The 12,276-nt window shown below is 38.5% G+C and carries 12 protein-coding genes; 8 read left to right on the top strand and 4 right to left on the bottom strand.

What is annotated here, in order from left to right; all coding sequences use genetic code 11:
* The first annotated feature begins 69 nt into the window (after positions 1-69).
* The 7 genes from dcm (at position 70) to MOQ65_RS05900 (ending at position 6,312) form a co-directional block, all read left to right on the top strand.
* Positions 70-1,359, top strand: coding sequence for a DNA (cytosine-5-)-methyltransferase (dcm, locus tag MOQ65_RS05870; RefSeq protein WP_257847018.1), 1,290 nt, complete (start codon positions 70-72; stop codon positions 1,357-1,359).
* Positions 1,360-1,371: 12 nt separating this feature from the next.
* Positions 1,372-2,415 (top strand): LPO_1073/Vpar_1526 family protein, encoded by a 1,044-nt coding sequence (locus tag MOQ65_RS05875; RefSeq protein WP_257846963.1) that lies wholly within the window; start codon positions 1,372-1,374, stop codon positions 2,413-2,415.
* 180 nt (positions 2,416-2,595) lie between these two features.
* Complete coding sequence (locus tag MOQ65_RS05880; RefSeq protein ID WP_257846964.1) at positions 2,596-3,414, top strand: sulfurtransferase; 819 nt, start codon at positions 2,596-2,598, stop codon at positions 3,412-3,414.
* A gap of 13 nt (positions 3,415-3,427) precedes the next feature.
* A complete protein-coding gene (locus MOQ65_RS05885; RefSeq protein ID WP_024064459.1) occupies positions 3,428-3,652 on the top strand; it encodes a hypothetical protein in 225 nt (74 codons plus the stop codon).
* A 168-nt stretch (positions 3,653-3,820) separates the two neighbouring features.
* Positions 3,821-4,576 carry an exodeoxyribonuclease III gene (locus MOQ65_RS05890; RefSeq protein WP_257846965.1) on the top strand — a complete coding sequence of 252 codons (756 nt, stop codon included), beginning with the start codon at positions 3,821-3,823 and terminating at the stop codon, positions 4,574-4,576.
* 68 nt (positions 4,577-4,644) lie between these two features.
* Positions 4,645-5,334: a 7-cyano-7-deazaguanine synthase QueC gene (queC, locus tag MOQ65_RS05895; RefSeq protein WP_257846966.1), complete on the top strand. Its 690-nt coding sequence runs from the start codon at positions 4,645-4,647 to the stop codon at positions 5,332-5,334.
* A gap of 486 nt (positions 5,335-5,820) precedes the next feature.
* The gene (locus MOQ65_RS05900) at positions 5,821-6,312 is read left to right on the top strand and encodes a QueT transporter family protein (protein ID WP_024065885.1); all 492 of its coding nucleotides are present in this window, start codon (positions 5,821-5,823) and stop codon (positions 6,310-6,312) included.
* An 84-nt stretch (positions 6,313-6,396) separates the two neighbouring features.
* Here the strand turns inward: MOQ65_RS05900 and MOQ65_RS05905 are convergent, their stop codons facing one another.
* The 4 genes from MOQ65_RS05905 to ispE all read right to left on the bottom strand — a co-directional run bounded on the left by MOQ65_RS05905 (position 6,397) and on the right by ispE (position 11,121).
* Positions 6,397-7,653, bottom strand: a complete 1,257-nt coding sequence (locus MOQ65_RS05905) for a Glu/Leu/Phe/Val family dehydrogenase (RefSeq protein WP_005385406.1) — start codon at positions 7,651-7,653, stop codon at positions 6,397-6,399.
* A 276-nt stretch (positions 7,654-7,929) separates the two neighbouring features.
* Positions 7,930-9,390: an alanine/glycine:cation symporter family protein gene (locus tag MOQ65_RS05910; RefSeq protein ID WP_024065886.1), complete on the bottom strand. Its 1,461-nt coding sequence runs from the start codon at positions 9,388-9,390 to the stop codon at positions 7,930-7,932.
* A 145-nt stretch (positions 9,391-9,535) separates the two neighbouring features.
* The gene (locus MOQ65_RS05915; protein WP_024065887.1) at positions 9,536-10,228 is read right to left on the bottom strand and encodes a GntR family transcriptional regulator; all 693 of its coding nucleotides are present in this window, start codon (positions 10,226-10,228) and stop codon (positions 9,536-9,538) included.
* Complete coding sequence (ispE, locus tag MOQ65_RS05920; RefSeq protein WP_156720005.1) at positions 10,225-11,121, bottom strand: 4-(cytidine 5'-diphospho)-2-C-methyl-D-erythritol kinase; 897 nt, start codon at positions 11,119-11,121, stop codon at positions 10,225-10,227. The genes MOQ65_RS05915 and ispE overlap by 4 nt, the downstream gene beginning before the upstream one ends.
* 205 nt (positions 11,122-11,326) lie before the next feature.
* Here ispE and MOQ65_RS05925 point away from each other — a divergent pair, with 205 nt between their 5' ends.
* Positions 11,327-12,256 (top strand): YitT family protein, encoded by a 930-nt coding sequence (locus tag MOQ65_RS05925; RefSeq protein WP_119208975.1) that lies wholly within the window; start codon positions 11,327-11,329, stop codon positions 12,254-12,256.
* Positions 12,257-12,276 lie beyond the last annotated feature (20 nt).

Here is a 12,276-nt window from a genome sequence, read left to right on the forward strand (position 1 = left end):
ATCTTGATCTTTTTTAGAATTTCTGCTATAATAATGATCTATGAAGGTGATAAATTAAGGGGTAAAGTGATGAAAATATTCTCCATGTTTGATGGTGTAGGTGGATTTATAGTAGGTTTAGAAAATTCCTCTAAAGAGGTTTTTCAAACGCTATATTCAAACCAATATGAGCCATCTCGTAAGACTCAAGATGCCTATGAAGTAGGTTTATATAGATTTCCCGATATAGAACATATCCCAACCGATGTAGCTTTAATTCCTAATGAAAAGTTTGAGGAAATGAAAGCTAATGGAGTAGATATGATTGTTGGAGGCTTTCCTTGCCAAGATTATTCGGTTGCACGTAGTAAGAAGAATGAACTTGGTATCGAAGGGAAAAAAGGGGTTCTATTCTGGGAAATTATCCGTGCTACAGAGGTCATTAAACCTAAGTATTTAGTGTTAGAAAATGTTGACCGCTTGTTGAAAGCTCCGTCTAACCAACGTGGCCGTGATTTTGCAATTATGTTAGCCGCTTTTAACCAATTAGGCTATTCTGTTGAGTGGCGTGTTATCAATGCTGCTGATTATGGTCGTGCTCAACGTCGACGTCGTGTATTCTTCTTTGTATTTAGAAATGATACAAAGTGGGGAGAACGATTACATACTAAATATGAAGCTACATTGTCTAATGATGCGAACTTAAATGCTCGTTTAGATTGTTATGCACCATATATTTTTGAAGATGGTCTCTTTGGCCGTCAATTTCCAGTTAAGAATGAAGCTGTAAAAAAACGTATTAATGCTAATAAGCTTGATGAAGATATTGCAGAAGTATCTGCTAACTTCTCTGATGGTAAAATGTGGAACTCTGGTCTTATGACTAATGGGTACTATTATACGATTGAAACTGAACCTAAAGGTGATGAAGAACCAATACCTATGAAAGATATTGTGGTTTCACCTGAACTGGTGCCGGAAGAGTATTATATTGATGGTGAAAAATTAGAGAAGTTTAAATATCTTCGTGGTCCGAAGAAAATTACACGGACTGCAGCAAATGGACATACTTATACCTTCTCTGAAGGTGGTATGAGTGAATATGACTCCCTTGAACTACCAGGTCGCACAATGCTTACCTCTGAAGGTAGTGTTAATCGATCTACACATCTTTTGAAAATTGATGGTAAATATCGACTTATTACCCCAATCGAAGCTGAACGGTTACAAGATTTTCCTGATGACTGGACACGTTATAAACGTAATACAAAAGGTGAAGTTGTAGAAGTTTCTGATCGCATGCGTATGTTCTTCATGGGTAATGCGCTTGTGACTGGCATCGTAAAACGTATTGGTGATGAGCTTCAAAAAATAGTTTAGGAGCATAGTGATATGGATATCATCTCTAGATTACTGTTTGATATACAAGATAAATATGGAATTCCGTCTATCATTTTGTTAGTAGTTATTATAATAGTATTTTTTGGATGGACGTATTATAAGTATAAAAAAGATAATAGTAATGATAAAAGTCAAAAAATAATAGCCGGAGAAAAATCTAATAATACTCAATTTAATGATGGAACCTATATTGATAAGTCAAACAGAATAGCTAGCACTTCTGCAGCAGAGACTTATAATTTCCAAAATTCTATAATTCAAGTGGGAGCATCCGAAGATGCAATAAAAGCCCTCTGCAGAGAACTAATGGCGGATAATTTTATTAAATTAAGAGATGAAGCATCACAAATTGTAAATGCTAGAATTGATGAATTTATTACATTATTTTTACAAGTTATCAATATAAATAGTTCATTACATATTAAGAATCTAAAAAGCCCCTCAATGCAGAATGCAATTTATCTAGCGCAACGAGCATATGTCTTAAATGGTGAACTTAATCAGGAATATTTAATAGAGTTATTACAAGAAAAATTAAATACTCAAGATAATGAGTTGAAACAAATATTATTATCAGAGGCTATAGATAAACTCGGATTGATAACATCAAATCAAATAGAAGCATTAAGAATATTATTAGAGATGACTTTTATGAGACCAAAAAATGGTGATTTAGAAAGAGTTATAAGTTATTATGAAGAAGTGATTAATGATTTAAAACTATTAAATATTACCAATATGGATATAGCGCATTTGTTGTATACCGGATGTGTTTTTAGTTATGGCGTAGGGATTACAGCTTTTTCTGGTTTCTTTGGAACTACTATAGAAACCAATAATATAAAATTGAATAATGATAATAATGATTATGATAGCTATGTTGCTGGAAACCCTCAATTAAAAGAAATGGCGATAATATGGAATAACCATCCTTTAAGTCATTTATCCCTAAATAGTGTAGGTAGGATTATAGCATTATCACAATGGAATTTGAAAAATAAAGACAATAAATTTACTTATGATTGTTTGTTTTAGAAGTTATATAAAGTAAAGGTGGTACTTGATTTTGGTTGTTTTACTAAAATCAAGTACCACCTTTTTGAAGTTAATACTTTACATATTAGAGTTTTATATGTTGTTTCTAAAATATGAAACGTTATATAATAATATTATCAAATTTGTATTTTTCGATATAATAAAAAGAAAGGAGTTCATATGTCAAATTTCATCACTCCTAAAGAATTATTAGCTTGTCTCGATGAGGTTATCATCTTAGATGCTCGAGGCTATCAAGATTATAAACAAGGTCATATTAAGGGGGCTTTTCCTGTAGATTTAGATAAGGATTTAACAGGCCCTGTAGGTGAGCATGGCGGTCGTCATCCATTACCAGATATGGAGCAGTTGGCTCATACATTTGAGTCTTACGGGATCATTCGCAATTCCAAGATCGTTGTATATGATTCTTGGCTCTTTTTGGCGGGCCGCCTGTGGTGGACTTTGCGCTATATGGGGTTATCTGATGTGCGCGTATTGTCGGGCGGTATTGAACGTTGGGTTAAAGAAGGTCATGTTCTTACTAAAGATCCTACTCCGTTGCCTACAGAACCAACAGTTTTTAATTATGAATTGCAAACTCACATGGTTATGAGTCGTGATGAGGTTCTCAAGGCTAGTGAAACGGGTGACCATGTTATCATTGATGCCCGTGCGCCGTTCCGCTACGATGGGTCTCAAGTAGATACGATGGATGGCATGACTGGTCACATTCCTGGTGCTGTTAATCATTTTTATGAAAGTGGTTATACCGTAGATGGTCCTAAGTCTGTAAAAGATTTAGAAGCCGAGTACTATAATGAAATCTACCAAAATAGACCTGTTGTGACTTACTGTGGCTCAGGGGTAACCGCTTGTAATGCGATGTTAACTATGAGCGAAGTAGGGCTTGAATCGGCTTTATATGTTGGTAGCTCTAGTGATTGGGTAACCTATGACGGTTTCCCACTTAAGACTGGTGTAGAAACATTACGATAATACAGGAGGGCAAATGAAAATTTTAAAACATCTACTAACCCTTGTTGCGTTTGGTTATTTGTGTTATCACATCTATACCTTCGGGCCTGGCATGTTTAATGTTACGGTGTTGGTAATTCTTGTTTTATCTTCCATAGCTAATTATTTCCGTGAAAAACGTGAAAGTGATCTTAAAGCAAACGAAAACGCTCGAAAGGCTCGTGCGGAAGCAAGACATGCAAAGAAACACAAACAATAGTAATGTACAATTTTCTGGCTAAACTGTATAACATACTATAATTGCTAGTATAAATAAGAATATTTTTGAAATATAAGGAAAATGTTGAAATATAAGGAAAATGTTGAAATAGAGGCTTTCACAAACTATATTGGTATGTAAAAGAACTATTAGAATAAGGAGTAAGCATTGAAATTAATTTCTTGGAATGTAAACGGCCTTCGTGCCGCTGTAACAAAAGGATTTATGGAATCCTTTAACGAACTGGATGCAGATATTTTCTGTTTACAAGAAACAAAATTGCAACCTGATCAAATTTCTTTGGAATTGCCAGGTTATGAGCAATATTGGAATAGTGCTGTGAAAAAAGGCTATAGTGGTACGGCTGTATTCACACGCATTAAACCGTTATCCGTAACTAATGGTATTGGCATTGAAGAACATGATCAAGAGGGCCGTGTTATTACTGCTGAATATGACAATTTCTATTTAGTATGCTGCTATACGCCAAATAGCCAACGTGAATTGGCTCGTCTTGAGTACCGCATGACTTGGGAAGATGCATTCCGCAACTATTTGCTTGAATTAGATAAGAAAAAACCAGCTATTCTTTGTGGTGACCTTAACGTGGCTCACCAAGAAATCGACCTTAAAAATCCTAAGACAAATCGTAAAAATGCAGGGTTCTCCGACGAAGAACGTGCAAAAATGACCGAACTGTTAGGTGCTGGTTTTACAGATACATTCCGTCACCTCTATCCAGATGCAATTGAGGAATATAGCTGGTGGTCCTACATGGGCAAGGCTCGTGAACGAAATACGGGATGGAGAATTGACTATTTCATCACCTCTAAACGTCTTGACGACAAAATTCAAGAAGCTAAAATTCACCAACAAATCTTTGGCTCTGATCACTGCCCAGTAGAATTAGATATCGATTTATAATATATTGAAAGTATAATCTACAGCCTCATCTTAGGATGGGGCTGTTGTAATAGGTGAAAGGAGACCTTATGGCACAAAAACAAAAGGCTGTTGTCTTATTCAGCGGTGGTGTAGATAGTACTACATGTTTAGCGCTAGCTATTGAAAGATTTGGCAAAGACAATGTAGTGCCGTTATCCATTCAATATGGTCAAAAACATAGTAAAGAACTAGAGGCTGCTGCATCTATTCTCGCTTATTATGGAATTGAAGGTAAAACGATGGATGTCACTAAATTGTTTGCCTTCAGCAATTGCTCTTTATTGACCCAATCCACAGAGGCAATACCTCAAGGTTCATACAAGGAACAACAAGAAACAGAAGGAGAAGGTACGGTTAGTACCTATGTGCCATTTAGAAATGGTCTATTCCTATCTGCGGCGGCTTCCTTAGCCTTATCTCTAGACTGTGGCTATATCTACTATGGTGCCCATAGCGATGATGCGGCTGGTAACGCATACCCAGACTGTACAGAACAATTCTATAAATCCATGGGTGATGCTATCTTCGAAGGATCCGGCAAAGAATGCTCCTTAGAAGCACCATTTATCAACCATAACAAAGCAGACGTCGTAAAAGAAGGCCTACGACTCGGCGTACCATACCACCTAACATGGTCCTGCTACGAAGGCGGAGACAAACCATGCGGACACTGCGGCACCTGTATCGACAGACAAGCTGCCTTTGAAGCAAATGGCGTTAAAGACCCAGCACAATAATAGAACTTCTCTACATCCACTAAAACTGGATTATATTAGTAGCCGCCATTTAGGCGGCTACTTTGCTATATATTCTAATAGATAAGATAGTATATTGGGGATTAGGTGGACTTATATGTCACTAGTATTAGGATTAAGTTGATTAACTAAATTCGCAGTGGCAGGAGATACCTTTTCAAAGAGCGACTTTGGCAGGTCGAGGCCCTAGGCCGATGACCGTATAGCCAGTGGAGCGATGAGGAAAGGTATCTCCTGACACCCCGTCCTTACCAACTTAACACTAATAGTAGATTTACATATAAGTCCGCCTACAACCAAATTGATTGCGAAAATATTAGATATATGTTAATATTAGAACTGCCTAAAGGCGACAACTAAATAAGACAGTTTGAAACCATCCTGTCTCTAAACAAAACTACGGAAATTCATAAGCATTTATAGCATGGTAGTTTTGCCATGCTTTTTTTATTTGAGGAGGTGAGTGTTATGATTACTACACGTAAATTGACTATTTCTGCCATGGTTGTGGCATTGTACATCGTCGTACTATATTTAACGCAAAGCGTTTCTTTCGGAGCGTATCAAATTCGTATAGCAACATCATTATATGCACTTGCTTATGCCTTTCCGTTTTTGGTAATTCCCATGGGGATTGGTAACCTCATTTCTAACTTCCTATTCGGTGGTCTTGGTATCCTCGATATGATGGGAGGTTTTGGCGTTGGTATTTTAACAACAGGTATAATCGTAGGTATGCGTAAGCTTGGCCTTAGTGCTTGGTGGGCGATTCTACCAATTATCTTTGTTCCAGCATTATGTGTACCGTTATGGCTCAGCCCATTACTTGGCCTTCCATACTGGCCATTGGTATTGAACCTCATCGTAGGTCAAACAATTCCAGCAGTGCTTGGCTCTGTTTTGGTGAAAGCATTGATCAGCCGCCCTAGCATGGCTGCTTTATTAGGTGCTTTCAAATAAAAAGTACATAGGTAAATAAAAAGGCGTAAGCTCGATGTGAGCTTACGCCTTTCTTATGGCTAAATGTTATGGAGGTTGAAGGTATTAGCAGTTGTAGCCGCGCCATTTAGTTTCTACTACGAGGCGTTCAAGGGCAACCATGTACGCTGCTTGACGAGGAGGTACATTGTATTTATGTTGCATTTCCCAAACTGCTTCAAAGCTATTTTGCATATTTTTAGTTAACCGTTCGTTAACTTCTTCTTCAGTCCAGTAGAAGCTAGCTTTGTTTTGGACCCATTCATAGTAGGATACAACTACGCCGCCGCCGTTTGCAAGAACGTCAGGAATGATGTCGATACCTTTTTCATAGAAGTATTTATCTGCATCATTAGTAGTAGGGCCATTAGCACCTTCCAAGATGATTTTAGCTTGGATGTTTTCCATGTTGTCTTTGTTCAATTGGTTTTCAAGAGCTGCCATGTACAATACATCAACTGGTTGAGCCAATAATTCTTGAGCGCCAATTGTAGTCATACCTGGCTCGCTGTAACCTTCAAGGGAACGACCATGGGAGTTAGCATATTCGTATGCTTTTTCCACATCAATACCATTAGGGTTGTAGATATTAACGCTTACGTCGCCGATAGCAACAACTTTAGCGCCTGCTTGCGCAATGAGACGAGCACCTACGGAACCTACGTTACCGAAGCCTTGAACTGCTACAGTAAGGTTTTTGATGTCTAAGTTTTTCTTAGCTAAGTAACTTTGTAATGCGATGAGACAGCCGCGACCAGTCGCTTCATTACGACCTAAGGATCCGCCTACTTCAATAGGTTTACCAGTAACGATACCAGGGCTCCATTCGCCTTTTAATGTGCTGTATTCATCAGCAATCCAGCTCATGATTTGGGCGTTTGTATTTACGTCTGGTGCAGGCACGTCAGTATTTACGCCAATGATAGGAGCAATACGACGTACAAAGTTACGAGTCAAGCGTTCTAATTCGCGAGGGTTCAAAGTTTTAGGATCAACTTTGATACCGCCTTTACCACCACCGTAAGGGATGTTAGCAATCGCGTTTTTAATAGTCATCCAAGCTGCCAATGCACGAACTTCGTTTTCGTCGGAGTCAGGATGGAAGCGAAGACCGCCTTTAGCGCTACCACGCAACGTGGAGTGTTGGCAACGGTAACCTTCATATACGCGAACTTCACCATTGTCTAGTTGAAGAGGTACAGCTACTTTTAGTTCTCGTTCAGGATGACGTAATACTTCGTACTCACTACGAGAATAACCGAGCTTTTCTGCTGCTACATCTAACGTATTTAGCATGTTTTCATAAGGATTATAACCACTCATAATAACCTCCTGTATATAAGAGTAAATTAAGTTTTGCTAATTTTAGACATACTGTAGTATTCGACGTTGTATACATAATACCCTTTATAATTTTATAACTATATTCTATAGTTTTTAATGCTTGAAAAGTGTATAGAATATAGATATTTACTGTGATTATAGTCACTCCTGGAGTTAGATATAAATCGTAGTTTTTACAGTATAAATGGATACTTTTACAAAAATAAAAAGAGACCGATGAAATATACTTTCACCGATCTCTAAAGAGAATATATTTTATTTTTCCATTGTAGCTTCCACTGGAGTAGGAGGTACAGAAGAGTCTGTAGTTTGACCGTCACCCCACCATACGATACCGTATGTATGATTAAGAACAGAACGGTTAAATACAGGTGTTTCGATGCCTGCCTTGCGTTGTTTGATATAGTCATCAAGAGCAAGACCTGCAGTACGTCCCATACGTACGATGGAACTAATATTAGTTAATACTAAGAAGGCCATGAATAAATCGGCTAAATTCCATACTAAATCAAGGGAGGCAATGGAGCCTACGAATGTCATGATTATTACACCAATACGGAATAAATGAAGATAGAATTTCTTCTCTGTTAAGTGGCTAATATTAATTTCACCGTAGTAATAGTTACCAATTAAGGAACTGAAGGAGAACATTACGATAAAGATTGCTACCGCTGTTGGTGCCCAAGAACCAAGTTGTTGTTCGAGGTTATGTTGTACTAGAGCAACACCAGTTAAACCTGTTGTGCTATAGTCGCCAACCATGAGTACAATGAATGCTGAAGCTGTACAAATGATAAATGTATCAAGGAATACACCGAATGCTTGTACAAGACCTTGTTCAACAGGATGGTTAACAGCCGCAGTAGCCGCTGCATTAGGCACAGAACCTTCACCGGCTTCGTTGGAGAATAGACCACGTTTAATACCATTCATTACAGTAGCACCTAATAAGCCACCACCTGCTGCTACTGGTTCAAAAGCAGAGGAGATAATAGTATAGATTACATGTGGGAATTGAGTGATATTCATAATGACTACGAATAATGCAGTAGCAATATATAAAACCGCCATGATAGGAACGATGATTTCAGATGCTTTTGCAACGCGATGAATACCACCAAAAATAATGAGGCCAAGAAGTATTGCTACTACAGCGCCTGTATAGGATACATCAAAGTTGAATACTTGAAGAGATGCAGCTAATGTATTAGCTTGTACAGAGTTGTAAATCCAACCGTATGTAATACTGATCAAAATTGCAAATAAAACAGATAATGCTTTGTTGTTTAAGCCATAGCGAATGTAGTATGCTGGGCCGCCGTAAAAGCCGCCTTTAGCAACAGGTTCTTTGTAGATTTGTGCCAATGTAGATTCGATGAAACCTGTAGCAGCACCGATAAGAGCGATAACCCACATCCAGAAAATAGCACCAGGACCACCGAGTACAACAGCAATCGCAATACCTGCGATATTACCAACACCTACACGAGATGCGGTACTAACACAGAATGCTTGGAATGAGGATACATGATTTTTTTCTGTAGAACTACCTGCACCATTGATTACGAGGCGAACCATTTCTTTGATCATACGAATTTGTACAAAATTCGTTGTCATCGTAAAGAAGAGACCTGCGCCGATGAGGATAAAGATGATGAAATAACTCCATAAATAGCCATTAATGGTAGAAATAGCATCATTGAGCATTGCTTCCATAAAAACGCTCCTTTCTCATAAAAAGAATTCTTATAATTATTAATAATATTGTATCAATTTCTATAGACTATGTAAAACAAAATCCCTCACAAGAGTGAAGGATTTTATTAATAGTTTATTATTGTATAGCAACTAAGATGTTTCTTTAAGCTTTAGTGAATTCCGGTGATTCCTCCATGCCTTGTAATAAGGTTTGTTCGGAATGTTCCATGTGAATTCTTGCCAACTTACGAGCTTGAGTAGCATTATGTGAAGCAATGGCCTCCACCAATTGACGGTGCTCTTCCCATGTCTTTCTTAGTCGGCCCGGTTGATTCATAGAGAAGCTACGGAATCGATAGGTTTGCTCCCGCAAGTTGTGTACGATATCTGCTAAACGTTCGTTACGAGATGCACGATATAGTACTTCATGGAATTCTACGTCTGCTGTTACGACGGACTCCATATCTTTATTCTCCATATGGTCGCCGATCGCTACAAGCATTCGTTCTAGTGTTTCGATTTCCTCTTCGGTTATGCGTTCGGCAGCAAGGCCTGCTGCGAGCTCTTCAAGGGCTGATCGAATTTCAAATACTTGGGTAATATCCTTTAAGGATATATTGGCTACGTATGTACCACGGCGAGGCACCATGACAACAAAGCCTTCTAGCTCAAGTTTACGAATGGCTTCGCGAATTGGTGTACGGCTCACACCGAGTTCTTCAGCTAGAGGGATTTCCATAAGGCGTTCGCCCGGTTTTAACACGCCGTCTTGAATGGCTTGACGTAATGTTTCACTTACGACTTCGCGTAGAGGTTTATACGCATCTAAGCGTATTGGTTGTAACCGTTTTGTCATGGTAAGTCCTCCTGTGTACATGTTTTTGTAATGAGCGATAGCCAATCATGGCCTGCTGCTTTGATCTCTTCTTGCAGTTGTAATGCTTCCATTGGTTTATCCAGCAATACCACCATTGTAGGACCACTACCAGTCATAATCGTTGGATATCCACGACTAGTGAAGAATTCTTTACAAATGACAAGTTCTTCATGGTCAGGGAAGAGTAGTTCTTCAAATGTATTAGCACTAGTAAGGAATGCTGATTTTAAGTCATTGTTTTCTAGGTGTTGTTGGACTGTATCGATGGTTTGTTTTGTTGCTACGGACTTATTCGTGAAGCGACCATAAGCAGCTGCAGTTGATACAGATACCTTTGGCTTTACTAGCAATAACCAATGTGGATCTGGAGATTTTCCGTACGTTAATATTTCACCACGCCCTGTGCCACGTGCTGTACCACCTTGTAATAGGAATGGCACATCGGATCCAAGAGTAGCACCGATTTGTAAAAGTTCCTCTTGGGTGAGTCGTAAGTCCCAGAATCGATTGAGACCTACTAACATAGCAGCCGCATCAGCACTACCACCGCCAAGACCGGCTTGAATAGGTACTCGTTTTAATAGGTGAATGGCAGCTCCCGCTTTGCAACCGGTATAAGCTTGTATTGCCCGTAATGCTTTGAGGGCAAGATTTTCTTCCCCGTAAGTAACTAATTTTTGCATATACTCAGGTAATTCTGGAGCGCCACCAGAGAAAACTACGGAATGATGCTTCGCAAAATAAATGGAGTCGCTAAGGCGAATGGATTGGAAGATAGAGTCGATATCGTGATATCCGTCTTCACGCTTGCCCGTAATGGCAAGGCCAATATTGATTTTACTGCAACCGAGTTGCTCAAAACTTTTACTCATGATAGCCTCGTTTGTAACATACAGAATATATGCAATTTATATGTTTATTTTATACTCTTATAAAGTGATTGAAAATAACCATTAAGTGGTTTATGATGAATTTGTATACGCATATTGTTTTATTACTAAATGTATTGTAAATAGCGTATGTTTTAGTTAGTTCATTATAGAATATTTATAGTGAAATGGCAATTTGGAGGAAGCTATGTTCGCTAAGTATAAAAGTGTTATCTATGAAAGCCTTATGGTCATTCTTGGATGTGCCATATTTGGCGCCGGCCTTGATGCCTTTGTATTGCCACACAAATTGGTGAGTACTGGTATTAGTGGGGTAGGCTTGATTTTGTATTATTTAACGGGCTTATCTGTTGGTTCTTGGAATATGATTTTAAATATTCCTATATTCTGGGCTGCTTGGAAGTGGCTAGGCACCCGTGTTGTTATCAAAACCTTGTATGGCACATTGATGCTGTCTTGGATGGTTGATTTATTTAACTTCTTGCAATATGACATGATTATTAAGGATCCTTTATTGAGTTCCATGATGGCTGGTATTACTACTGGTGTAGGTCTTGGCATTGTATACCGTGTAGGCGGTAACACAGGTGGACTTGATCCTATTGCACTCATTGTACGCAAATATTATGGACTTCAAATGGGGTCCATTAATAGTGCCATAAACTGTGCTATCCTTGTTGCTGCAATTGGTGTTGTTGGCCTTGAAGCCGTAGCAGTCACACTTATTAGTGTCTATGTGTATACCATCATTACGAATAAGGTGGTTATCGGGTTTAATCAACGAAAGGTAGCTTTCATCATTACCTATCGTACCGATGATATCTGCGAATGCATCATCAAAAAGGTTGGCCGTGGAGCCACTATTATTAATGGTGTGGGTGCCTATACACGGACGCCGAAGCAAATCGTTATGGTAGCCGTTAATCTCTTGCAAGTAAATAAATTAAAAGAGGTTATTCAAGAGGCCGATCCAAATGTATTTATCTTGATAACCGATGCGCAAGAGGTTATTGGTCAAGGCTTTACGCAGCCTATTATACCGACTGAAGTATGTGAACAGTTGAAAGATAAGAGTACTACACAAGAGGACAATACAGAGATTGTACACAATCAATAAGTAAGTATTTGTCATCTCAT

The sequence above is a fragment of the Veillonella faecalis genome (genome assembly GCF_024677885.1).
Taxonomy (GTDB): domain Bacteria; phylum Bacillota; class Negativicutes; order Veillonellales; family Veillonellaceae; genus Veillonella; species Veillonella nakazawae.